A 24,485-nucleotide genomic window follows, 5' to 3' on the forward strand; every position below is an offset into this window, starting at 1 on the left:
GCGCCGCGCTTTCACCGAACATGTCGAGAAGCTGGCCGAACTGGTCGCCGAGAAGACCGACGGCGAATTCACCATGAACATCAGCTATGGCGGCCTGTCCAAGCCCAAGGAGAACCTCGACGGTATCTCCATCGGCGCCTTCGAGATGGCGCAGTTCTGCGCCGGCTATCACCGTGACAAGAACCGCGCGATCACCGTTCTGGAACTGCCCTTCATCGGCGTGAACACCCTCGAAGAGGAAGTGGCGGTGAGCCATGCGCTCTACGAGCACCCGGCGGTCAAGGACGAGATGGGGCAGTGGAATGCGCGCATCATCATGACCAGCCCGATGCCGCAATACAATCTCGTCGGCGTGGGCGAGCCGCGCGACACGCTCGAATCGATGGACGGCATGCGGGTGCGCGCCACCGGCGGTATCGGCGAGGCGTTCAAGGCCGTGGGCGGCGTGCCGACCTCGGTCGCGGCCCCCGAGGCCTACCAGGCGATGGAATCGGGTGTCGTGGACACCGTGGCCTTTGCCCAGCACGCGCATCTGAGCTTCGGCACGATCAACGAAGCGTCGTGGTGGACCGCCAACCTCAACCCCGGCACGGTGAACTGCCCGATCGTGGTCAACACCGACGCCTATGACATGCTCGGCGATGCCGAGCGCGAGGCGCTCGACAGCTCGATCGACGAGTCGATCGAGCACTACCTCGACAACTACGCCGAGCTGCTGGCCCGCTGGGACGACGTTCTGGAAGAGAAGGGCGTCGAGAAGGTCATGATCTCGGACGAGGAGCTGGCCAAGTTCCGCGAAGTGGCGGCGGGGCCGATCCGCGATCAGTGGATCGAGGACATGAGCGCGCAGGGCCTGCCCGCAGAAGAGCTTTACGACCTGGTCGTCAACACGCTCGAAGAGACCCGGGCCAGTAACTGAACCGGGCGCAACCGCGCGGGGCCCCGGCATGTCCGGGGCTTCGCGTCCTTGATCCAGTGACAACGGGGGGCAGGCATGGCAGGTGCATCGCCTGTATTGGAGGACGGCTCGGCCCTGAGCCGGCTTGACCGGGGCCTCTTGCGCATCGAACGGGCGATGGCCCTGCTTGCGGGTTTGGCGATCTTCTCGCTGATGCTTCTGGCGGTGCGCTCGGTCGGTGGGCGGGCGACGCTCAATGCGCCGCTGATGGGCTATGTCGATTTCATCGAGCAACTTATGCCGCTCATCGCCATCCTGGCGGTGTCCTTTGCCCAGCGTGACGGCACGCATATCCGCATGGACCTGCTGGTCGAGAACCTGCGCGGGCGGGCGCTGTGGCTGTTCGAACTGATAAGCGTGCTCTTGATTCTCGTGCTGATCGTCTTCCTGATCTGGGGCAGCTGGGCGCATTTCCAGCGCTCGTTCGATTTCGACGCGCCGTGGTGGAGCCGCGACAGCACAACCGATGTGGCAATGCCGATCTGGCCGGCCAAGCTCCTCGTGCCGGTGGCGTTCTCGGTCCTCGCGCTGCGGCTTGCGATCCAGATCTACGGTTTCGGCCGGGCGCTGGTGCTCGGGCTCGAGTCGCCCGTGGCGGTGCCCATGGTGGTCGATACGGCCAGCCAGGCGGCGGCCGAGGCCCGCGTGCTGCAAGAAGAAGAAGAAGAACGGGAGCGCGCCAATGGAGCCGATTGATATTGGCCTTTGGGTGACCGGCGGGCTGCTGGTCCTCGTGGTCATGGGCATGCGCGTGGCCTTTGCCGCGGCGCTGGCGGGGCTGGTCGGCCTCCTGCTCATCTTCTGGTCGAAGCGCGGGTTCGAGCCTGAGCACTTTGGCTGGGCCATCACCGTGGCGGCCAAGACGGCGGGGCAGGTGCCCCATTCCAAGGTCGCCTCGCAATCGCTCAGCCTCATCCCGACCTTCATCCTGATCGGCTACCTGGCCTATTACGCGGGGCTCACAAAGGCGCTGTTCGAGGCGGCCAAGCGCTGGCTGGCCTGGTTGCCGGGCGGGCTCGCGGTCTCGACCGTCTTTGCCACCGCGGGCTTTGCCGCGGTGAGCGGCGCCAGTGTCGCGACTGCAGCGGTCTTTGCCCGCATCGCGATCCCCGAGATGCTCAAGATCGGGTACGACAAACGCTTCGCGGCGGGTGTCGTGGCGGCGGGCGGCACGCTGGCCAGCCTCATTCCGCCCTCGGCGATCCTCGTGATCTATGCGATCATCGTTGAACAGGACGTGGGCAAACTGCTGCTGGCAGGGTTCATCCCCGGCGCGTTCTCGGCGGTGGTCTATGGCTCGCTGATCGTGGGCATCGCGATGATCTTCAAGAATGTCGGCCCGCCGGTGACCGGCTTCACATGGCGCCAGCGCTTCGCCGCGCTGCCCCCGGCGCTGCCGATCTTCGCCGTCGTCGTGATCATCATCTTCTTCGTCTACAACCCGTTCGGCGATAAATCATGGGGCACACCCACCGAGGGCGGCGCGCTCGGGGCGTTCATCGTGTTCTGCATGGCGATCTACAAGGGTATGCGCTGGTCCCAGCTCAAGCCGGCGCTGATGGAGACGGCCAAGCTCACGGTGATGATCTTCACCATCATCTGGGGCGTGCTGATCTATGTGCGGTTCCTCGGTTTTGCCGACCTGCCCGGCGCGTTTTCGGACTGGATCACCTCGCTTTCGATGTCGCCCATGCTGATCCTGATCTGCATCCTTCTGGCCTATGCCGTGCTGGGCATGTTCATGGACGCGATCGGGATGCTGCTGCTGACCCTGCCGGTGGTCTATCCGGCGGTGATGGCGCTCAATGGCGGCGAGACGGTCAGCGCAGCGGACAGCGCCTTCGGCATGTCGGGGACGATGTGCGCGATCTGGTTCGGGATCCTGGTGGTCAAGATGGCCGAGTTCTGCCTGATCACGCCGCCCATCGGGCTCAACTGTTTCGTCGTGGCCGGGGTGCGCGAGGATCTCAGCGTGCAGGATGTGTTCAGGGGGGTCATGCCGTTCTTTGTGGCCGACGCCTTCACCATCGCCGGGCTGATCGCCTTTCCGCAGATCGTGCTGTGGCTGCCGTCGCTGGCATGACGGCATTCCGCGCGGAGAAGGAAGGGAACGAGGCGGGGCAGTACACGCCAGACCGCTTCGTCCTGATCGGGGCGGGCTGGGCTGATGGAGTGCCGGATCAGGGGCGGATAACGCGTGCCGGGGAATCGCTGCGCCATCATGTATCGCGAACCTCCCGAGAGCGCGAAGCGCGGCAGAGTATGTGCGAGTCCGCTTTTCCCGAAGCGCGATGGCCCCGTCACCGTGCGCCGGGTTAACCTTTGACGGCCCGCGAAACCGTGGTTTTGCCCGGCAGCCGGGTGGCAGCCATGCGGCAGCCGGATGTCACCCCCCTCGTTTCGCGGCGGATCGGCAGAGGTTAATCCCCTATTGTTTGTAATCGAACGGACCCCGCCCTTTCGTTGGGCGTCGACCGAATCCCGTGCGATCAAACACGGTAGATACAGCTTCAGATGATCGTGGTTTCCGACAGGAAACGGCGGGTCAGCGCGGCCTCTTGCGCTTTCATCAGGCGGTGGGCGGTCTGCATATGCTCGCGCAGGATGGTGCGTGCGGCGTCCCCGTCGCCGGCCCGCAGGGCGTCCAGAAGCCTTGATTGATAGGTCATGCCCGAGGCCCAAAGCTCGCGATTGGGCGGGGTGTATAACTGCCGGGTCACGGTGATCTCGCTCAGCATGTTGGCGGTGAACCGGATCAGGAAACGCAGCAACGGATTGCCCGCCATCTCGGCCAGAACCGCGTGAAAACGCAGCGAGTCGATGTGCTGTTCGCGCTCCTGCTCGGGGGTTTCGGCCGGCGCGGCATAGCGCGCCATGACGGTTTCAAGCCGCGCGATCTGTGCCTCCGAAAGCCCGTCTTCGGCCAGTGCCGCAGCCAGTTCCGGCTCCAGCGCCTCGCGGATCTGGTAGATGTCGCTGATCGAAAGTTGCTGAAAATAGAAGTAGTTACCCAGCAAGGCCGCGGCGCGCTCCTCCGAGACCTGGTGCACGAACGTGCCCCCGCCCGGCCCGGTGCGCGACTTGACCAGCCCCTGTGCCTCGAGGATGCGCAGCGCCTCGCGGATGGTGCCCTTGGCCATGGAGAACTGCTCGATCAGTTCCGGCTCCGAAGGCAACCGGTCGCCCGGTTGCAGGCCACGCTCCATGACCCAGTCCTTGATCGCGTCGGCCACCTGTTGTGGCCGCGACTGGCGCGGCTCAGGGGGCGAGCGGGTGGTGACAGGCGGCACGCTGGTCTCCTTCGATAGGACGCAATTCGGGCCGGTCGGTCCGGCAGATCTCGGTGGCGCGCGGGCAGCGCGAGGCAAAGGCACAGCCCGGCGGCGGGTTCATCGGGTCGGGCAATTCGCCCTGCGCCTGCCCGCCGATCGGCCGCCCCACGACCGGGGCGCTTTCGGCCAGAAGCCTCGTATAGGGATGACGCGGTGATGCAAAGATGTTTTCCGCCCGCCCTTCTTCGACCACCGCCCCGAAATAGAGCACGGCAACCCGGTCCGACACCGCCTCGACCACCGCAAGGTCATGGGAAATAAAGAGATATGTGAGGCCAAGCTCGTCCTTGAGATCGGCCAGGAGGTTGAGCACCTGCGCCTGCACCGAGACATCGAGCGCCGAAACCGGCTCGTCCAGCACGAGGATGCGCGCGTTCGCCGCCAAGGCCCGGGCGATGCCGATCCGCTGGGCCTGACCGCCGGAAAACTCGTGCGGATAACGGTCGAGGAATTCGGGGCGCAGGCTAACCGAGTCGAAGATCTCGTCGATGCGCGCGGCACGTGCATTCCGGCCCATGCCGTGCAGGTTGATGAGCGGTGCCTCGAGGATCTGGCGGATGGTCTTGCGCGGGTTGAGCGAACTGACCGGGTCCTGGAACACATACTGGATGACACGCCCGAAATCGGCCGGGCTGCTGCCGCCCGTCAGCCCTTCGATCTCGATCGTGCCGGAACTGGGCGGCAAAAGACCCACCAGCATCCGCGCGAGGGTGGATTTTCCACAGCCGGACTCCCCCACGATTCCAAGGGTTTCACCGTTCTCGACCTTGAGAGAGGTAGGATGCACCGCATGAACTTGCGCCCTGGGCGGGCGCAAAAGGCGCTTGCCCACGTCGAAGGTCTTGGTCAGGTCGCGGGTTTCGAGGGCGTGGTTCATGCGACATCCTCCTCGGGCAGAATGCAGCGGACCTTGCGCGCGCGCCCGGCGAGCGGAATCTCGGAGGTGACACAGAGCCCGGTGGCCTTGTCACAGCGCGGCGCGAAGGCGCAGCCATGCGGCAATTGATCGACGGCGGGTGGCAGGCCGGGGATGGCGTGCAACGCGCGCCGCCCGGCCCCGAGTTCGGGCACACAGGCGATGAGCCGCCTGGTATAGGGATGGGCGGGAGCGTCGAGCACCTCGCGGGTGGTCCCCTCTTCGACGATGCGCCCCGCATACATCACCGCGACCCGGTCGCAAAGCTGACCGACCACGCCGAAATCATGGGTGATGAAGAGAATCGACACGCCCCGGTCGCGGCGCAGGTCGTCGAGCAGCTTGAGAATCTGCGCCTGCACGGTCACGTCAAGCGCCGTGGTGGGCTCGTCGGCGATGATCACCTCGGGTTCATTGGCCAGTGCCATGGCGATGGCGATCCGCTGGCGCATGCCACCCGAAAGCTCATGCGGATAAGACCGGGCGCGGGCGCGGGGATTGGGGATGCGCACATCTTCGAGGAGCTTGACCGCGCGGTCATGGGCCGCGTCCTTGCCTATGCGATGATGCACCCGGATCGCCTCGGTAAGCTGATCGCCCACGCGATAAAGCGGGTGCAACGTCGAAAGCGGATCCTGGAAGATATAGGCCACGCGGTCTCCGCGCAGGGCGCGCAGCCGGGCATAAGGCGCGCCGATCAGGTCCTGCCCGTTGAGCCGCACCGCGCCACCGGTGATCACACCGGGGGGCGAGGCGACCAGCCCCATGACGGAAAGAGCGGTCACCGATTTGCCCGACCCCGACTCGCCGATCAGCCCGACACATTCGCCGGGCTGGATCGCCAATGAGACGCCCCCCACAGCGCGATAGATGCGGCTGCCCACCTCGAACCGGGTTTCGAGGTTTTCGAGCGAGAGGACGGCATCGGTTTTGGCCGTCTCGGGCGGGGTCTCGTCGCGGCGCACGAGTGTTGCCGCCATGGGCCGCGCGAGCGCGCCTGACCGCAGGCGCGGGTCGAGCGCATCGCGCACCCCGTCGCCCAGAAGGTTGACCGACATCACGATGAGCAGGATCATCACCCCCGGCACGATCGAGGTATGCGGGGCCGTGATCATCGCCGCGCGCGCCTCGCCCAGCATCGAGCCCAGGTCGGCCTGCGGCGGTTGCGAGCCGAGCCCGAGGAAGCTGAGCCCCGCGGTTTCGAGGATCATCCAGCCGATGGTCGTGGACATGGCGATGATCACCACCGGCAGCACATTGGGCAGGATCTCGGTCGTCAAAATGCGCAGATGTCCCATGCCCGAAAGCCGCGCGGCATCGACGAATTCCTTGTGCGCGATGGAAACGGTCACGCCGCGCACGTTGCGGGCAAAGAAGGGGATGTTGACGGCGGCCACCGCGTAGAGCGCGTTCAGGAGCCCTGGACCAAGCGCTGCGACAATGGCCAGCGCCAGGAGGATGTAGGGAAAGGCCATAAGCATGTCGATGGCGCGCATGATCACGTTGTCGATGCGGCCGCCGAAATAACCCGCGACGATGCCGATGGCTGCGCCGATTGTCCCGGCGATGAGCGCTGCGGCGAGGCCCACGGCAAGGCTGAGCTGCGTGCCCCAGAGCAAGCGCGAGAGCAGGTCCCGGCCCAGGTGATCGGTGCCGAGGATGAACCCGTCGCTGAACGGACGCTTGAACCGGTCGGCGGTGGCGGTGACATTCGGATCGGGCAGGGGCAGCAGCGGCGTGATCACCACCAGCAGGACGATCACACCCAGAATGACGGCACCGAAGACGGCCAGCCGATTGCGCGCCAGCAGTTTGAGAAAGGTGTTCATGTTCGGATCCTCGGGTCGAGCAGGCTTTGCGCCACGTCCACCACGATGTTGAAAAACACGTAGCAGGCGGCGACGAAGACCACGCCCCCCTGGACCAGCAGGAGGTCACGCTTGAGGATCGCATCGACGAGCATCCGACCGACGCCGGGCCACTGGAACACGATCTCGATATAGACCGCGCCCGACAGCACGAACCCGGCCTGGATGCCCAGCACCGGGATGATCGAGACCATGGCTGCGCGCAGCGCGTGGCCCCAGATGACCCTTCGCTCGCCCACGCCCTTGGCACGGGCGGTGCGGATGAAATCCTGCCGCAACACCTCGAGCATGGCTGCTCGGCTGAGCCGCGCCACCACCCCCGTGGCGACCAGTGACAGCGCGATGGCGGGCATGGCGAGATGGCGCAGGAGATCGGGCAGGTCGCCGCCACCAAAGCTTGCATACATCCCCGACGCCGGTAGCCATTTGAGGCGCACGGCAAAGAGGAGGATCATCATCATGCCCAGGAAAAAGGACGGCACCGAGATCCCGAGGATCACCGCGACAGTGATTGCGCGGTCGGCCCAGCCATACTGACGCGCCGCCGCGACGACACCCGCGATGATGCCCAGAACGGCGCAAATGACAAAGGCTGCCCCTGCCAGCACCAGCGTGGCCGAAAACCGGTCGAGCACTTCGTCGAGCACGGGCCTGTTGAGCGCGAAGGAGCGGCCGAAATCGCCCTGGAGCATGTTGCCGATCCAGATGAAATACTGCTGCACCAGTGACTTGTCGAGGCCGAGATCGCGGTTGATCTTCTCGACATTCTCGGGGGTCGCATAGCTGCCCAGGATGGCCGTCGCCGGGTCTCCGGGAATGAGCGACATGATGGCAAACACGATCACCGTGATGCCCAGCAGAACCGGCACCGCCGAGACCAGACGTTTGAGGATGTAGCCGCCCATGTCGCCCTCCGGATGCGAGACCCCGGGCGGATCGGCCGCCCGGGGTCATGGTCTTATTCTTTGCCTACATCCTTGAGCAGCAGGAAGAACGACGGCTCCAGCTGGAAGTTCTGAACATTGGCCGTGGTGACGGCGTTCTGCTTCCAGTTGGCGACAAAGACCCAGGGCGCATCCTCCTGAACGATGGTCTGCATCTCCTTGTAGAGTTTCGCGCGCTCGGCCTGATCGGTCGAGGCGCGGGCGGCTTCGAGCAACTCGTCAACCTCCGGGTTCGAATAGTAGCCCGAGTTGAATCCGCCCTCGTCCGGCCAGGCGTCGGTCCGCAGGGCCAGGAAGGGAAGCGTGTCGGGATCGTTGGTCATCCATGCCATCTCGGCCATGTCGGCCTTGCCTTCGAGGCCGGGATTCACGCGGTCGAGGAAGGTGTTCCATTCATATGTCTCGATCTTGACGTCGAAACCCACGGCGGCCAGGTCGGCCTGGATCGCGGTGCCCATCGCCACGGGTTCGAGCATGCCCGACCCGCCCTCGGTGACGTAGAAGGTCAGCTCGGCACCTTCGGCCCCGGCCTCGGCGATCAATTCCCGCGCCTTGTCCGGGTCGTGGGGATAGGGATCGAGTTCCTCGTTATAGGCCCAGGCAAAGGCGGGCGGCGTGGGGCCTGCCGCGACCTCGGCGGTGCCCTCGAGTACATCGTTGACCAGCGCCTCCTTGTCGATTGCGTAGTTGGCCGCCTGGCGTACGCGCTTGTCGGCAAAGGGACCCTCCTTGGCGTTCAGGATCAGGAACCAGACATGCGGCCCGGCCTGTTCGGCCACGTTGAACTCATCCGACTGGAATTGGGACAGGGCGGTGGGCGGCACCTCGACCATCATGTCGATTCCGCCGGCCAGCATCTCGGCCACGCGGGTATTGGCATCGGTGATGGGCCGGAAGATCAGCGCCTCGGAGGCCGCCGGGCCGTCCCAGTAATCGGGGTTGCGGGTCACGACCACCGCTTCATTCGAGCGCCATTCATCAAACTGGAAAGGGCCGGTGCCCGAGGGGTTTCGGCCGATGTCGTCGCCATGGGTCTCGATCGCCGCGGGCGAAACGATCAGCCCGGTCGGATAGGCGAGGTTCGACAGGAAGGGCGCGTAAGGCGCATTGAGCGTGAAACGCACGGTTTGTGCATCCAGCGCCTCGACCTCCTCGACCGCCGAGAAGAAGAACGCCAGCGGGAACGGGCCGGTGTCGTGATAGGGGTGATCCTCGTCCAGCATTCGCTCGAAGTTGAAGACCACGGCCTCGGCATCGAACGGGGTGCCATCATGGAACTGCACACCCTCGCGCAGAGTGAAGGTATAGACGGTGCCATCCTCGGAAATCTCCCAGTTGCTGGCCAGCGCCGGCTCCACTTCGAGCGTGCCGGGCGCGTAGCGCACCAGCCCGTCATAGACGTTCATCAGGATGCGAAAATCGTTGACCGCGGTCACCGCATGTGGATCGAGCGATTTCGGCTCGGCGATCTGGCCGATGACCAGTGCCTCGGGCGGCGTCTGGGCCTGCGCGGGCAGAACGAGCGCGGACGTTGCGAGAAGGGCAGCGGACAAGGCGCCGAATCCCCGCCGCGTGAAGCTGGTAAGTGACATTTGGTATTCCCCCTGTTTTGCGATTATTGCCGTTATTGGGTACTATTTATCATGATAATTTGCATGGGTCAAAATTTTCATGATAAATGAGGGGCAGAGGAGCGAAGCATGACATTTTCCATATTGGCGCGGGATCGGGACACCGGAACGCTGGGCGGTGCGGCCGCGACGGGGTCGCTTTGTGTCGGCGGTTGGGTGCTCCGGGGTGATTCGCGCTGGGGCCTCTCGGCCAGCCAGGGCGCGGCACCATCGCCGATGTGGGGCGAGGACGTGATCGAGGCGATGCGAATGGGGCGTGATGCCGCGAATGCGGTGGATGCGGTCACGCGACCCGACAGCGGCCGCGCCTGGCGCCAACTGACCGCGCTCGATCCCGGCGGCGGCACCGGCGTTTTCACCGGCGAGCACAACACCGGCTGGCATGGATATGCCGACGGCCCGGACGTGATCGTGGCGGGCAACATGCTCAGTGGACCCAAGGTCGTGACCGAGACCCTTGCCGCGTTCCAGACGGCCCGCGGCACGATGGCCGAACGCCTGATCGCGGCGCTGGCCGGCGGCGAAGCGGCGGGCGGCGACAGCCGCGGGCTGCAATCGGCCGCACTTCTGGTTCTGGCCAGTGATTCGCCGCCTCTGACCCTGCGCATCGACTGGGCCGAAGCGCCGATCGCGGCGCTTGCAGAGCTTCATGCGCGTACCCAGAAGGGCGAATATGCCCGATGGCTGCCCTGCGTGCCCACACGCGACGATCCCGAACGGCACCCGGGCTGAGCTGCAACATGCCTTGACCGCTGCGCAAGGCCGGATCACCGTGGTCCGGCGCAAGGCGGGGAGGCAGGGGCCATGGAATTCGATTATGTCATCGTGGGCGGTGGCTCGGCCGGGTCGGTGCTGGCCAGCCGGATGAGCGAAGATGCGGACACCACAGTCTGCCTGATCGAGGCTGGCGGGCAGGGCAAGAGCCTGCTGGTGCGCGCGCCCGCGGCGGTGGTGGCGATGCTGCCGGGCCATGGCAAGATCAACAACTGGGCCTATCAGACGGTGCCGCAGCCCGGGCTGAACGGGCGGCAGGGCTATCAGCCGCGCGGCCGGGCGCTGGGGGGCTCTTCGGCGATCAACGCGATGCTTTACGTGCGCGGGCATCGCGATGATTATGACCGCTGGGCCGAACTGGGCAATCCGGGCTGGGACTGGGCATCGGTCCTGCCCTATTTCAAACGCGCCGAGAACAACGAAAGGGGCGGGGATCACCTGCATGGCGGTGACGGGCCGTTGCAGGTCAGCGATCAGGCCGAGCCGCGCCCGATCACCCGCGCCTTCGTCGAGGCGGCGAAGCGATTGCAGCACCGCGAGCGCCGAGATTTCAACGCCGGCGACAACGAGGGCGTGGGCCTGTTCCAGGTCACGCAGTTTCACGACGCCGCACGGCGGGGCGAGCGCTGTTCGGCGGCGGCGGGCTATCTGCACCCGGTGATGGGTGCGCGGCCGAACCTGACGGTGATGACCAGATGCCGGGCCACGCGGGTGCTCTTCGAGGGGCGGCGTGCGGTGGGTGTCGCCTATCGACAGGGGCGGCAGGACGGGCAGGTCAAGGCGCGGCGCGAGGTGATCCTGTGTGGCGGCGCCTTCAACTCGCCGCAACTGCTGCAACTCTCTGGCGTGGGCCGGGCCGAGGACATCCGCCCGCATGGGCTGGACATGGTGCATGAGCTGCCCGGCGTGGGGCAGAACCTCCAGGACCATCTTGACTTCATATTGTCATGGAAGACCCGCGACACCGACAATTTCGGCATCGGCCTGCGGGCGAGCGTCAACATCGTGCGCCATGCGCTGCGCTGGCGCAGGTCGGGGCGCGGGATGATTGCCACGCCCTTCGCCGAAGGGGTGGCGTTTCTCAAGACCGATCCGGCCGAGCCGCGACCCGATATACAGCTGCATTTCGTGATCTCGGTGGTCGATGATCACGCCCGCAAGCTGCATCTCGGTCACGGGTTTTCCTGCCATGTCTGTGTGCTGCGCCCCGAATCGCGCGGGCGGGTCTTCCTGCAATCGGGTGATCCGCTGGCCGATCCGGGGATCGACCCCAATTACCTCGCCGATGCGGACGATCTGCGGCGGCTGATCAAGGGGGCAAGAATGACCCGCGAGATCCTCATGCAGGACCCGATGGCGAAATACCGCCACAAGGAGATGTATGGCGTCCGCGGCGGGATGAGCGATGCGCAATGGGAGGAGCACATCCGCGCCCGCGCCGACACGATCTATCACCCCGTGGGCACCTGCCGGATGGGAAATGATGACATGGCGGTCGTCGATCCCGAACTGCGGGTGCAGGGGCTCGACGGGCTGCGCGTGGTCGATGCCTCGGTCATGCCCACGCTGATCGGCGGAAACACCAATGCGCCCACCATCATGATCGCCGAAAAGGCCGCCGACATGATGCGCGCCGCGCATGGCTGATCACGCGGTGTCGTCCGCAATGAAGGGGGCGAGGCTCGTGGTGAACTGCTCGATGAATTCCAGCGTGATCATTGAGGGTTTGCGCAGCACCGGACGCACCAGCGAGAGGTGATGGGGCACGGCGGGAGCGAAGGGCCGGAAATCGAGTCCCCGCTCGACATAGCGAACCGCGTCGAGTTCGCTCACCACCGAGGCGCCGACACCGTGACAGGCCAGTTCGCAGGCCGCGGTGAACTGCCGCGTCTCGACGATGCCGCGCATCTCCACGTCCTGCGACAGGAACGCCTCGCTCAGATCGCGGAAAAAACTGCTGTCGCGGCGCGTGTGGATGAGCGGTTGCCCGGCAAGGTCGCGCGGCGTGATGATGTCATGCGCGGCCAGCGGGTTGCCTTCGGGGAAGATGCAGACGCTGCGGATCGCGACCTGTTCGCGCTCGACCGCCGGGTGGCCCTCGAACCCGTCGGTAATGCCGAAATCATATTGCTCGCCGATCATCCATTCGAGAATGCGTTCGGGCCGGTCGGGTTCTATCGTGATCGACACGCCGGGCCGGTCGGCGAGGAACCCCGCCACCACTTCGGGCAGGTGTGATGTGGCGAAACCGGGCAGACAGGCGATGCGCAGATGTCCGGCCTTCTTCTCGGTGATGTTGCGGCTCACCTCGGTGAGTTGATCGACCATTTCCAGTAGCCGGCGGATGTCGGGCATCAGCATCCGGGTTTCCTGGGTGGCGACGAGCCGGCCGTCGCGCCGGTCGAGCAGCTGGAACCCCAGCGAGTCGCCCAGATCTGACAGAAGCCGCGACACCGCAGGCTGGCTCACCCCGAGCGATTGGGCGGCGCGGGTCATCGAGCCGTGTTCGACCACGGCGGCAAGGGCTTCGAGCTGGCGCAGGCGCACGGTGGACGACATTGACGGCGGGAACCTCTTCTCCGGTTTCGTACAAGTTATAATGATCTGTTATAAATCTGACATATGAAACTTTTATTGAATTATGAAGTTGAGGGTGCAAGATTTTTGCCACAACGAGAGCCGGACGGGCCATATGGCCCGAAAACCTTTCAAATCAGCGCGTTTGACACGCGAAGGGAGTGAGAGATGAGACAACTGATTCTTGGGGCCGTTGCGGCCGGAACCACCGCCTTGACGCCGATCGTGGCCTCGGCGCAGACGGAAGTGAAGTTCTGGCACGCCTTTACCGGCCGGCTGGGCGAGCTGGTCGCGGCACAGGTCGAGGAGTTCAACGCAAGCCAGGACGATTACAAGGTGGTCGCCAGCCACAAGGGCAACTATTCCGAAACGCTGAATGCCGGGATCGCGGCCTTCCGCGCGGATGAACAGCCCCACATCCTGATGGTGTTCGAGGTCGGGACCGCAACGATGATGGGCGCCAAGGGCGCGGTCAAGCCGGTGTACGAGGTCATGGCCGAAAGCGGTGCCGAGTTCGATCCCGACGCCTATATCGGCGCGGTCAAAGGCTATTACACCACGACCGAGGGCGAAATGCTGTCGCTGCCCTTCAACTCGTCGACACCGGTTCTGTGGGTGAACCGCGATGCGCTCGAAGGCGCGGGCATTGATCCCGACACCGACCTGAGCACCTGGCAGAATGTCGAGGGTGTGCTGGACGAGTTGAAAGCGGCAGGTCATTCCTGCCCGCTGGTCACCGCGTGGCAAAGCTGGATTCACCTCGAAAACCTCTCGGCCTATCATGACGTGCCCTTTGCGACCCGCGAGAACGGGTTTGCCGGGCTCGACACCGAGTTGACCTTCAACGGCGAGGCGCAGGTCGCCCATATCGCGAAAATGGGCGAGTGGGCGCAGGACGGCAAATTCGTCTATACCGGCCGCCGCAACGAGGGTGGCGCCAATTTCCGCGGGGGTGATTGCGCGCTCTTCACGGAAAGCTCGGCCGGTTATGCCGGGATCAAGTCCGAGGCCGAGTTCGATTTCGACGTGCGCCCGCTGCCCTATTGGGACGGCGCCGGCAACGCGCCGCAGAACACCATCATCGGCGGGGCGTCGCTCTGGGCCATGCAAGGCCACGAGGCCGAGGAATACAAGGGCGTCGGCGAATTCCTCGCCTTCCTGTCCTCGACCCCGATCCAGGCGCAATGGCACCAGGACACCGGCTATCTGCCGATCACGGAAGCGGCGGGCGACGCGACCCGCGAGGCCGGTTTCTATGAAGAGAACCCGGGCACCGACGTGGCCGTCAAGCAGATGACGGCGAACGAACCGACCGCGAATTCCAAGGGAATCCGGCTGGGTTCCTTCGACCAGATCCGTGGCATCATCGACGAAGAGCTCGAAGCGGTCTGGTCCGGTGACAAGTCGGCGCAAGAGGCGATGGACAGTGCGGTCGAGCGTGGCAACCAGCTTCTGCGGCGCTTCGAGCAAGCCAACCGCTAAGCGCGTCAACAAGACCGGCGGGCCCTTGCGGAGGGGCCCGCCGTTTTTCGCTGTCGGGGGCCAGTCGAGGGCAGGAACATGGAAAAACGCGTGACCTTTCGCGGTGTGATGCTGCCGCTCCTGTTGATCGCGCCGCAGGTCTTCATCTCGGCGGTGTTCTTCTTCTACCCGGCCGGGCAGGCGATCTGGCAGTCGCTTTTCATCCCGGATCCGTTCGGATTGTCGAACCAGTTCGTGGGAACGGGCAACTTCGAATTCCTGTTCGGTGACCGGCATTACCGTTCATCGTTCTATACCACCGCGATCTTTTCCATCCTCGTCACGTTGGCCTCGATGATTCCGGCGCTGTTTCTCGCTGTGCTGGCGGATCGGCTGATCAAGGGCTCGGGCGCCTACCGCACGCTGCTGATCTGGCCCTATGCGGTGGCCCCGGCGGTGGCGGGCGTTTTGTGGTTGTTCATGTTCAATACCCGGGTGGGGGTGGTGTCATGGTATCTTGGGCAGCTGGGCTATGACTGGAACCACGTCCTCAACGGCAGCGAGGCGATGGGCCTTGTCGTTGCGGCCTCGGCCTGGGGGCGGATCAGCTACAACTTCCTTTTCTTCTTCGCCGCGCTTCAGGCGGTGCCGCGCTCGGTGATCGAAGCGGCGGCGATCGACGGTGCCCGGTTCTGGCGGCGGTTCTTCACCATCGTTCTGCCGCTCCTGTCGCCGACCACGTTCTTCCTGTTGGTGGTCAACGTGGTCTATTCGTTTTTTGAAACCTTCGGCGTGATTCACACGATCACCGCGGGCGGCCCGCAACAGGCCACGACGATCCTTGTCTACAAGGTCTATGCCGACGGCTTTGTCGGGCAGGACCTGGGCTCGTCGGCGGCGCAGTCGGTGATCCTCTTGCTGATTGTCGGCTTGTTGACGGTGCTGCAGTTCAAGTTCATCGAGAAGAGGGTGCATTACTGATGGCGACGCAAACAAGCGGCATGGTCGAAAAACGCGGCGCGGGGCTGTGGCTGACCCATCTCCTGATGATCGCGGGTGTTCTGGTGATCTTCTTTCCGATCTGGCTGGCCTTTGTCGCCTCGAGCGTGTCCCAGTCCGAGATCGTGCGCCCGCCTATGCCGATCTGGCCGGGCGACAAGCTCTGGGAAAACTACAGCGCCGCGCTCTTTTCGGGCGTGAACGTGCCCGTGGCCACGATGTTGCTCAACTCGCTGATCATGGCGGTGGGTATCGCGGTGGGCAAGATCATCATTTCGCTGTTGTCGGCCTTTGCCATCGTCTATTTCCGCTTTCCGGGGCGGGGGTTCTTCTTCTGGATGATATTCATCACGCTGATGCTGCCGGTCGAGGTGCGGATCGTGCCGACTTACGAGGTGATCGCGGGCTTTGGCATGCTCAACAGCTATTCGGGGCTCATCTTTCCCCTGATCGCCTCGGCCACGGCGACGTTCCTTTTCCGGCAGTTCTTCCTCACCATCCCAGACGAGCTGGCCGAAGCGGCGCGCGTGGACGGTGCCGGGCCGATGCGATTTTTCATCGACATCGTGGTGCCGATGAGCCGGACCAACGTGGCCGCGCTTTTCGTGATCCTGTTCATCTATGGCTGGAACCAGTATCTCTGGCCGCTCCTGATTACCACCGACCCCGAGATGAACACCATCGTGATGGGCATCAAGCAGATGTTCCCGTCGGGTGACGACGTGGCCGAATGGCCGGTCATCATGGCCACCTCGATCCTTGCGATGATCCCGCCGGTGATCGTGGTGGTGTCGATGCAGAAACTCTTCATCCGTGGCCTTGTAGATAGCGAGAAATGACGACATGGCGACTGTAACGCTCAAGAACCTGCGCAAGAGTTTCGGCTCCGACGATGTGATCCACGGGATCGACATGGAGATCTCTGACGGCGAGTTCATCGTCATCGTCGGGCCGTCGGGCTGTGGCAAGTCCACGTTGCTGCGCATGGTCGCGGGACTGGAAACCGTGACCGAGGGTGAGGTGCTTATCAATGGCGAGCGGGCCAACGACAAGGAACCTATGGACCGTAACATCGCCATGGTGTTCCAGAACTACGCGCTCTATCCGCATATGTCGGTGGCGCAAAACATGGGGTATGGTCTGAAAATCGCGGGTATGCCCAAGCAGGAGATCGCCGCCAAGGTCGAGGCAGCGGCGCACCTTCTGCAGCTTGACGGCTTGCTTGACCGGCGCCCAAAGCAGCTTTCGGGCGGGCAGCGCCAGCGCGTCGCCATGGGCCGTGCCATCGTGCGCGAGCCTTCGGTGTTCCTCTTCGACGAACCGCTGTCCAACCTCGATGCCAAGCTGCGTGTGCAAATGCGGCTCGAGATCAAGGAGTTGCAGTCGAAACTCGGGGTCACGGCGCTTTACGTCACCCATGATCAGGTCGAGGCGATGACCATGGCCGACCGCATGATCGTGATGAATGCCGGCGTGGCCGAACAGATCGGCACCCCGATGGAGGTTTACGAGACGCCGCAATCGCTCTTTGCCGCGCAATTCATCGGCAGCCCGGCGATGAACGTGCTCGATGCGCAGATCGCCGACGGGCGGGTGATGCTGGGCGACGTGGCTGTCTGTGACAGCGACCAGCGTGCGGGACCGGTGAAACTCGGCCTGCGCCCCGAGCATGTCGCGCCCGATCCGCAAGGCCCGCTGGCAATGGAGGTTCTGCTGTCCGAACCGCTGGGCGCCAACACGCTCTTGCACGGGCGGCTGGCAGGGACGGAGATCGCCTTCACCGCCAGCCTTCAGGGTGTGCACCTCGCCAACCACGAAGGTGAGGCGATGCGCTTTGGCGTCGATCCGGTCGATTGCCACCTCTTCGATCCCGAAACCGGGCACCGGCTGTAGGCTGGCGGCCAATTTCGGCTTTTCCCCGGCGGGGCAAGGCAGTATCCGCATGTCTCAGGGCAGGGGGCGCCGTCCCCTTGCATCACGGGATGAGACATGAAGAGGGACCGAAGATGAGTGTTGAGCGACTGAAACAGGATGTGCAGAACCTGCGGATCGAGACCGAGGAGAACGGGGTCTGGACCGTCACGCTAAACCGCCCGACAAAGCGCAACGCGCTGGATTCCCACACCGTCGAAGAGATGGTCGAGGTGTTTTCCAAGTCCGGGCGGCTGGGCGCCAAGGCGATCGTTCTGGCCGCCGAGGGCGACCATTTTTGTGCCGGGCTAGATCTCATCGAACACCACGACGCGGATCGCCGCCCCGAGGATTTCATGCATCTGTGCCTGCGCTGGCACGAGGCGTTCAACAAGATGGAATATGGGGGGGTGCCGATCATCGCGGCCCTCAAGGGCGCGGTCGTGGGCGGTGGTCTCGAACTGGCCAGTGCCGCGCATATCCGCGTGGCCGATCACGGCACCTATTTTGCCCTTCCCGAGGGCCAGCGGGGCCTCTTCACCGGCGGTGGCGCCACGATCCGGGTGGCCGACCTGGTGGGCAAGGCGCGGATGGTCGACATGATGCTCACGGGCCGTGTCTATAAAGGGCAGGAGGCCATCGACGTGGGCCTGGCCCAATACCTTGTCGAGGACAGCATGGCCACGGCGCGCACGCTTGCCGCGAAGTCGGCCGACAACCTGCCACTCACGAATTTCGCGATCTGCTCGGCGATCAGCCACATGCAGAACATGTCGGCGCTCGACGCGGCCTATGCGGAATCGGTGGTGGCGGGCATCGTCAATACGCAGGAACCCGCGCGCGCCCGTCTCAAGGCTTTTGCGGACAAGACTGCCGCCCGCGTTCGTCCCGAATGAGCTGGTCAGGGCGACCGGAGAAGATGACGTCAGGGAAACTTCGCGGCAAGTTTCTCTGGTGTCACATGACTGTCAAGCGCTAGGCTTAACCCCGGGGACCAGCGGCATTGGCGGCCTTGGGGGTCATCCCGACCACCCAAGGCCCTGTGCGCATTGCAAGAAGGGGACAAGCATGGCTTTCACGAGATTTTCAGGGACGGGGCTTGCCAGCGCATTCGCGTTTGCCATGGCCCTCGGCGCAACGGCGGCATCGGCCGAGACATCCGTCTCCATCGGTTTTCAGCAGGAGCCGACGACGCTCGATCCGACCAGCGACGCGACCGCGTCCATCGACGGGATCATCACCCATAACGTGCTGGAATCCCTGACCGTGGTCAACGAATCGGGCGAGGTCCTGCCGGCGCTGGCCGAGAGCTGGACCATCTCCGAGGACGGGCTGACCTACCGCTTCAAGCTACGCCAGGATGTCACCTTTCACGACGGCACCGAGTTTGACGCCGAGGATGTGAAATTCTCGTTCGACCGCGCCATGGCCGAGGACAGCGAGAACCCGACCAAGGGCATTTTCAACCCGGTGGAGCGTGTCACGGTCATCGATCCGCATACGGTCGAGATGACGCTCAAGAACAAGGACGCGTTCTTCCTGTTCAACATCGCGCGCGGCGATGCCTCGATCGTCGCACCCGAAAGCGTGGACCAGCTCAAGACCGCGCCCATCGGCACCGGCGCCTATCGTTTTGACAGCTGGACGCGGGGCGACCGCCTCACGATGGTGAAGAATCCCGATTTCCGCGATGCCGATACCGTGGAGATGGAAGAGGTAGTGATCCGCTTCATCTCCGATCCGGCCGCGGCCAGCGCCGCGCTCCTCTCGGGCGAGCTTGACGCCTTCCCGGGCTTTCCCGCGCCCGAGATGCTGCCGCAATTCGAGGCCGACCCGCGGTTCACCGTCACCATGGGCAGCACCGAGGGCGAGGTGATCCTTGCGATGAACAACGCCAAGCCGCCCTTCGACAATATCGAGGTGCGCCGCGCGATCAGCCACGCCATCGACCGCGACGCCATCATCGACGGGGCGATGTATGGCCGTGCCACCCCCATCGGCAGCTTCTACCCGCCGCACGGACCGGCCTATCTCGATCTTCTCGATACCTATCCGCATGACCCCGACAAGGCCCGCGCCATGTTCGAGGAAGCCGGCGTCGCCGGCAGCACCATGACCATCCGCGTGCCGCCCTTTCCCTATGCCACCCGCTCGGGCGAGATCATCCAGGCGCAACTGAGCGCCGCGGGGATCGACGCCAAGGTCGAGAATGTCGAATGGGGCTTCTGGCTCGACGAGATCTACAAGAAGCAGAACTACGACATGACCATCATCGCGCACACGAGCCCCAACGACATGGGCAATTTCGCGCGCGGAAAGTCGTATTTCTATGGCTTCGAAGACCCGGAGTTCACCGAGCTTTGGGACCGGATCAGCACCGAGACCGACCCCGATGCGCGCAACGACCTGTTGCAGCAGGGACAGCAATACCTGGTCGAGAACGCGATCCACGGTTTCCTGTTCCAACTTCCGCGGCTCGGCGTCTATGACGCGCGGTTGCGCGGGTACTGGAGTGCCTCGCCGGTGCTTTACGAGCCACGCGCCGGCATGTCCTGGGCCGAGTGATCCGCTGAACGTCAACCGGATTGGTGTGACCGCATGAGTTATTTCATCGCCCGGCGTGTTGCCGGATTCCTCCTGACGCTCTGGGCGGTGTCGGTTGTGGTCTTCGCGGTGATGAACGTGCTGCCCGGCGATCCGGCGCTGACCATACTCGGGATCGACTCCACCGAAGAGGCGCGCGCCGCCCTGCGCGCGCGCCTCGGCCTCGATCAACCCGTGGTGCTGCGTTACCTGGACTGGGTCATGGGCGCTTTGCGCGGTAATTTTGGGCAAAGCTATTCCTTCGGCGTGCCGGTGTCCGATCTCATCGCCGAACGCCTGCCGCTCACCTTCTCGCTGGCGCTGTCTGGCATGGTCGTGACCGTGTTGCTGGCGCTCGTTCTGGGTGTCTCGGCGGCGGCGCGGCATGGTCGGCCCGGTGACTGGGGCATCATGCTCCTGAGCCAGATGGGCATCGCGATCCCGGCTTTCTGGCTGTCGATGCTGCTGGTCCTGCTCTTCGCGGTCAAGCTGCGCTGGTTGCCGCCCGGGGGCTTTCCCGGCTGGGGCGATCCGGTTGCGGCGCTGCGCTCGCTGGTGCTGCCCACGGCGGCGCTGGCGCTGGTGCAATCGGCGGTGCTGGCGCGGGTGACGCGTTCGGCCGCGCTCGAAGTGATGCGGCTCGATTTCGTGCGCACCGCGCGTGCCACCGGGTTCGGGTCGCGCCACATACTCTGGCGGCATGTGCTGCCCAATGCGCTCGTGCCGATCGTGACCATCGTGGGGCTGCAATTCGCGGGTCTCGTCACCGGCACGATCGTGATCGAGAACGTGTTCTACCTGCCCGGCCTCGGGCGCCTGCTGTTCCAGTCCATCGCCAATCGCGACCTCATCACGGTCCAGGCGCTGGTGATGTTCTTTGCCGCGCTGGTGGTGACGGCCAATTTCCTCGTCGATATCGCCTACGTGATCATCGACCCACGCCTGCGCGAGGCCCGCGGATGAGCGAACGGCGACTTTCCCCCAACCTGGTCATCGGCGCGGCGCTGGTAACGCTGGTCTGTGGCGTGGCGCTCCTTTCGGTGATCTGGACGCCACACCCTCACGCGGTGATCAACGTGTCGCAGAAATTTGCCCCTGCCAGCGCCGAGCATTGGCTGGGCACCGATCAACTGGGCCGCGATCTGGTGTCGCAACTGATGGTCGGGGCGGCCAACTCGATGATGGTGGCGCTGCTGGCCGTGGGGGTTGGCTGCGTCCTGGGCACGGCATTCGGGCTTCTCGCGGCGGCGCGGGGCGGCTGGACCGAAGAGGCGATCATGCGCGTCTCGGATCTCGGTTTCGCCTTCCCGGCGCTCTTGTTCGCGATCATGCTGGCGGCGGCCTATGGCCCGTCGCTCAGCGTGGTGGTGATCGCCATCGCCTTCATCAACATCCCCATATTCGCGCGGGTCGCGCGCGCAGCGGCCAAGCAGGTCTGGCATCGCGAATACGTCTATGCGGCACGGGCGGCGGGAATGGGCCGTTTCGCGATCTCGCGCGATCACATCCTGCCCAATATCGCGGCCCCCGTCATAGTGCAGGCCACGATCGAATTCGCGGTGGCGATCCTGACCGAAGCCGCGCTTTCCTACCTTGGACTTGGCGCCCAACCGCCCGCACCGTCATGGGGGCGGATGCTCTCCGAGGCGCAGACGCTGATGAGCCTCGCCCCGCAACTGGCGATCTGGCCGGGGCTGTGCATCTTCATCGCCGTTTTGGGCTTTGGCCTCCTGGGCGACGGGTTGCGCGACATGACCGACCCGCGCCTCATCCGGGAGCGGCGCGCATGATCGAGGTCGAAGGTCTCTCCATCACCAGCGCCGCGGGGCCGATCCTGCGCGATGTTGGGCTGCACGTGGCGCCCGGCGAACGGCTGGGCGTGGTCGGCGAAAGCGGCTCGGGCAAGACGCTGCTGGCGATGTCGCTGATGGGCATGGTGCCCGACGGATTGCACGTTGCCGGCTCGATCCGCGTCGACGGGGCCGAGATGGCCGGCGCGGGTGAGGCCGCGTGGCGGCGCCTGCGCGCCCGGCGCGTGGCGATGATCTTTCAGGAGCCGATGAGCGCGCTCAACCCGCTGCGCCGGGTGGGCGATACCGTGGCCGAACCGCTGATCCGGCACCTTGGCCTTTCGCCCCGCGCCGCGCGCGACAAGGCGCTGGCGCTCTTCGACGAGACCGGCATTCTCGACCCGGAGCGGCGGCTTTCGCAATATCCGCACCAACTCTCGGGCGGCCAGCGCCAGCGGGTGCTGATCGCGCTGGCACTCGCGTGCGCCCCCGAACTTCTGATCGCGGATGAACCGACCACCGCGCTCGACGCCAACGTGGCGCTGCGCATCACGCGGCTCCTGGTGCGGTTGGCAAGGGAACGGCAGATGGGGCTTCTCTTCATCAGCCACGACCTCGCCGCGGTGAGCCGCACGACCGAACGTCTGATGGTGATGTATGGCGGCGACGTGGTCGAAACCGGCGCCACGGCCGAGCTGCTGCGTGCCCCGGCGCATCCCTACACCGCCGGGCTTCTTTCCGCGCGCCCGTCGCTCGCCACCCATGGCAAGCGCCGCCTCCCCACCATTCCCGGCAGCGTGCCACCACCGCAGGACCTGCCGCGCGGCTGCCGCTTTTCGGGCCGATGCGATCAGGAAATAGCGCGCTGCGCCGAGCAGAGGCCGAACCCCGTCACCACCGCCCCCGACAGTTGGGCCGCCTGCCATCTGTTGCAGGCCCGGACGAAAAGGCCGGGATCATGAGCGCGCTTCTGTCGGTCGAGGCGGTGACGCGGCAGTATCGCATGCCGCGCCTGTCGCTGTTTCAGCCCGCACCGCTGCTGACGGCGGTGCACGACCTGTCTTTTTCGCTCGACACCGGGCACACGCTGGGCATCGTCGGCGAGAGCGGGTCCGGAAAATCGACGCTTGCGCGGCTGGTGATGGGTTTCGAGACGCCCGATGCGGGCCGCGTCGTCTTTGACGGCCAGGATCTGGCGCAGCTCCCGCCGGCGGCGATGCGGCGGGCGCGGCGCGGTTTCCAGATGGTGTTCCAGGATCCGTTCGGCTCGCTCGACCAGCGCCGCCGCGTGGGCTGGTCCATCGCCGAGCCGTTGCGCGCGCAGGGCGTGGCGGGCGATCACGCGCGCGCGGTGGCACAGGCGCTCGAACAGGTGGGGCTGCGCGCGGAACATTCCGAGCGCTTCCCGCATGAATTCTCGGGCGGGCAGCGGCAACGCATCGCCATCGCCCGTGCCATCATCACCCGCCCGCGACTGCTCGTCGCTGATGAGGCCGTGTCGGCGCTCGATGTGAGCGTGCAGGCGCAGATTCTCAACCTTCTCATGGATTTGCAGGACGATCTTGGACTTGCGATCCTGTTCATCAGCCATGACCTTGCGGTCGTCTCGAGCATCTGTGACGATGTGCTGGTGATGCGCGAGGGGCAGGTGCTCGAACGCGGCCCGGTGGCAGACGTCCTGACACGCCCCGCGCAGGATTACACCCGCACGCTTCTGGCGGCGGCCACGCTTGAGGATTGACCATGACCCGTTTCGTTCACCTGACCGACCTTCACGTCACCGACCCGGAGCGCGATGATCCTCAACGCCTGTCCGACACGTCCGCGATGCTGGCGCAGGCGGTGGCCGAGATCGGTCGCATGGACCCGGCCCCCGATTTCGTGGCGATTCCGGGTGACCTGACCAATCACGGTGACATCGAAAGCTATCAAAGTGTGCAGGCCGCGCTTGCGCCCTTGTCGATGCCGGTCGTCATGTCGCTGGGCAATCACGACACCCGCGAGAGTTTTCGCGCGGTCTTCGACCCCGATGCGCGGCGCGACGCGACGCCTGCCTTTCACGACCGGGTGTTGGCCGGGCTGCATGTCATCGCGCTGGACAGTTCGGTGCCGCGCCGGGTCGGTGGCGCCATCGGCGCGGAACAGTTTGCCTTGCTCGACGCGGCGCTGGCCGCGCATCCGGACCTGCCCAAGCTGATCCTGTGCCACCATCCACCCGCCATGCCACAGGATGCTGGGCTGGCATGGGAGAGCCTGACACCCGAAGACAGCGCGATCCTTGCCGCGCATCTTGCCGGCCGGAACGTGATCGCCATCCTGAGCGGCCATGTCCATTGCAACCGCGTGCTGCACTGGCATGGCATCCCGGTGGTGATCGCGACCGGCCTGCACAACACCGTGGACCTGCTGGAACCGGCTGACATGGTGATGCAGGAGGGCGCGGGGCTTGCCATTGCGCAGGTTCTGCCCGATGCGCTCGATATCCGCTTCGTGCCGCTGGCGCCCCGGGGGGCGGTGCTGGGCCGGATCGGGGCCGACCGGTTGCGGGAGTTCGCCTGAGTGACCGCGCCAGGGACCGGGGATGACAAGGATGACCACCTTCTCGTGCTGAGCGGGGCCTACAACGTGCGTGATCTGGGCGGATACCGCACCCGAACGGGCGATCTCACCCAGCGTCACAGGCTGTTGCGCGCCGATTCCCCGCATCGGCTGACTTCGGGGGATCTCGACCTCTTGCTGGA

Annotated in this window: 23 protein-coding genes; 17 read left to right on the top strand and 6 right to left on the bottom strand. The window is 65.0% G+C overall.

Annotated features, from left to right (window positions below; all coding sequences use genetic code 11):
- The 3 genes from dctP to ACESL9_RS09990 all read left to right on the top strand — a co-directional run.
- The coding region (gene dctP, locus ACESL9_RS09980) for a TRAP transporter substrate-binding protein DctP (protein ID WP_372674780.1) at positions 1–919 on the top strand (919 nt) is incomplete at its 5' end.
- 75 nt (positions 920–994) lie between these two features.
- Complete coding sequence (locus ACESL9_RS09985) at positions 995–1,654, top strand: TRAP transporter small permease subunit (protein WP_372614752.1); 660 nt, start codon at positions 995–997, stop codon at positions 1,652–1,654.
- The gene (locus ACESL9_RS09990; protein ID WP_372614754.1) at positions 1,641–3,041 is read left to right on the top strand and encodes a TRAP transporter large permease; all 1,401 of its coding nucleotides are present in this window, start codon (positions 1,641–1,643) and stop codon (positions 3,039–3,041) included. The genes ACESL9_RS09985 and ACESL9_RS09990 overlap by 14 nt, the downstream gene beginning before the upstream one ends.
- Before the next feature lie 427 nt (positions 3,042–3,468).
- On the opposite strand, the gene ACESL9_RS09995 is transcribed toward ACESL9_RS09990, so the two are convergent.
- From ACESL9_RS09995 to ACESL9_RS10015, 5 genes are read right to left on the bottom strand one after another with little or no spacing between them, the layout of a single operon-like run.
- A complete protein-coding gene (locus ACESL9_RS09995; protein ID WP_372614756.1) occupies positions 3,469–4,248 on the bottom strand; it encodes a FadR/GntR family transcriptional regulator in 780 nt (259 codons plus the stop codon).
- A complete protein-coding gene (locus ACESL9_RS10000; protein ID WP_372614758.1) occupies positions 4,217–5,167 on the bottom strand; it encodes an ABC transporter ATP-binding protein in 951 nt (316 codons plus the stop codon). The genes ACESL9_RS09995 and ACESL9_RS10000 overlap by 32 nt, the downstream gene beginning before the upstream one ends.
- Positions 5,164–7,035: a dipeptide/oligopeptide/nickel ABC transporter permease/ATP-binding protein gene (locus ACESL9_RS10005; protein ID WP_372674781.1), complete on the bottom strand. Its 1,872-nt coding sequence runs from the start codon at positions 7,033–7,035 to the stop codon at positions 5,164–5,166. The genes ACESL9_RS10000 and ACESL9_RS10005 overlap by 4 nt, the downstream gene beginning before the upstream one ends.
- Positions 7,032–7,979: an ABC transporter permease gene (locus ACESL9_RS10010; protein WP_372614762.1), complete on the bottom strand. Its 948-nt coding sequence runs from the start codon at positions 7,977–7,979 to the stop codon at positions 7,032–7,034. Before ACESL9_RS10010 ends, ACESL9_RS10005 begins: the two co-directional genes overlap by 4 nt.
- Before the next feature lie 53 nt (positions 7,980–8,032).
- Complete coding sequence (locus ACESL9_RS10015) at positions 8,033–9,610, bottom strand: ABC transporter substrate-binding protein (protein WP_372614764.1); 1,578 nt, start codon at positions 9,608–9,610, stop codon at positions 8,033–8,035.
- A gap of 108 nt (positions 9,611–9,718) precedes the next feature.
- Here ACESL9_RS10015 and ACESL9_RS10020 point away from each other — a divergent pair, with 108 nt between their 5' ends.
- A complete protein-coding gene (locus tag ACESL9_RS10020) occupies positions 9,719–10,381 on the top strand; it encodes a DUF1028 domain-containing protein (protein ID WP_372614766.1) in 663 nt (220 codons plus the stop codon).
- A 72-nt stretch (positions 10,382–10,453) separates the two neighbouring features.
- On the top strand, positions 10,454–12,070 hold the full coding sequence (locus ACESL9_RS10025; protein ID WP_372614768.1) for a GMC family oxidoreductase: 1,617 nt from the start codon (positions 10,454–10,456) through the stop codon (positions 12,068–12,070).
- Here ACESL9_RS10025 and ACESL9_RS10030 read toward each other — a convergent pair whose 3' ends face one another.
- Positions 12,071–12,982 (bottom strand): LysR substrate-binding domain-containing protein, encoded by a 912-nt coding sequence (locus ACESL9_RS10030; protein WP_372614770.1) that lies wholly within the window; start codon positions 12,980–12,982, stop codon positions 12,071–12,073. It abuts the gene before it with no gap.
- A 186-nt stretch (positions 12,983–13,168) separates the two neighbouring features.
- Here ACESL9_RS10030 and ugpB point away from each other — a divergent pair, with 186 nt between their 5' ends.
- The 12 genes from ugpB to ACESL9_RS10090 all read left to right on the top strand — a co-directional run.
- Entirely contained in the window at positions 13,169–14,482 is a 1,314-nt protein-coding gene (gene ugpB / locus ACESL9_RS10035; RefSeq protein WP_372614772.1) for a sn-glycerol-3-phosphate ABC transporter substrate-binding protein UgpB, read from the top strand.
- Between the two features lie 78 nt (positions 14,483–14,560).
- Positions 14,561–15,442: a sn-glycerol-3-phosphate ABC transporter permease UgpA gene (ugpA, locus tag ACESL9_RS10040; protein WP_372614774.1), complete on the top strand. Its 882-nt coding sequence runs from the start codon at positions 14,561–14,563 to the stop codon at positions 15,440–15,442.
- Positions 15,443–15,462: 20 nt separating this feature from the next.
- On the top strand, positions 15,463–16,299 hold the full coding sequence (ugpE, locus tag ACESL9_RS10045) for a sn-glycerol-3-phosphate ABC transporter permease UgpE (RefSeq protein WP_372614805.1): 837 nt from the start codon (positions 15,463–15,465) through the stop codon (positions 16,297–16,299).
- Between the two features lie 4 nt (positions 16,300–16,303).
- Entirely contained in the window at positions 16,304–17,353 is a 1,050-nt protein-coding gene (locus ACESL9_RS10050) for an ABC transporter ATP-binding protein (RefSeq protein ID WP_372614776.1), read from the top strand.
- A 128-nt stretch (positions 17,354–17,481) separates the two neighbouring features.
- On the top strand, positions 17,482–18,267 hold the full coding sequence (locus tag ACESL9_RS10055; protein ID WP_372614807.1) for a crotonase/enoyl-CoA hydratase family protein: 786 nt from the start codon (positions 17,482–17,484) through the stop codon (positions 18,265–18,267).
- Positions 18,268–18,439: 172 nt separating this feature from the next.
- Entirely contained in the window at positions 18,440–19,936 is a 1,497-nt protein-coding gene (locus tag ACESL9_RS10060; protein ID WP_372614778.1) for an ABC transporter substrate-binding protein, read from the top strand.
- Between the two features lie 33 nt (positions 19,937–19,969).
- Complete coding sequence (locus ACESL9_RS10065; protein WP_372674782.1) at positions 19,970–20,917, top strand: ABC transporter permease; 948 nt, start codon at positions 19,970–19,972, stop codon at positions 20,915–20,917.
- Positions 20,914–21,744: an ABC transporter permease gene (locus tag ACESL9_RS10070; protein ID WP_372674783.1), complete on the top strand. Its 831-nt coding sequence runs from the start codon at positions 20,914–20,916 to the stop codon at positions 21,742–21,744. The genes ACESL9_RS10065 and ACESL9_RS10070 overlap by 4 nt, the downstream gene beginning before the upstream one ends.
- On the top strand, positions 21,741–22,706 hold the full coding sequence (locus tag ACESL9_RS10075; RefSeq protein WP_372614784.1) for an ABC transporter ATP-binding protein: 966 nt from the start codon (positions 21,741–21,743) through the stop codon (positions 22,704–22,706). The genes ACESL9_RS10070 and ACESL9_RS10075 overlap by 4 nt, the downstream gene beginning before the upstream one ends.
- Entirely contained in the window at positions 22,703–23,485 is a 783-nt protein-coding gene (locus ACESL9_RS10080) for an ATP-binding cassette domain-containing protein (RefSeq protein WP_372614786.1), read from the top strand. The genes ACESL9_RS10075 and ACESL9_RS10080 overlap by 4 nt, the downstream gene beginning before the upstream one ends.
- A 2-nt stretch (positions 23,486–23,487) precedes the next feature.
- On the top strand, positions 23,488–24,303 hold the full coding sequence (locus tag ACESL9_RS10085; RefSeq protein WP_372614788.1) for a metallophosphoesterase: 816 nt from the start codon (positions 23,488–23,490) through the stop codon (positions 24,301–24,303).
- The coding region (locus ACESL9_RS10090) for a tyrosine-protein phosphatase (RefSeq protein WP_372674784.1) at positions 24,304–24,485 on the top strand (182 nt) is incomplete at its 3' end.

Origin of the sequence: Aquicoccus sp. (genome assembly GCF_041686535.1) — a bacterium.
Lineage (GTDB): Bacteria > Pseudomonadota > Alphaproteobacteria > Rhodobacterales > Rhodobacteraceae > Aquicoccus.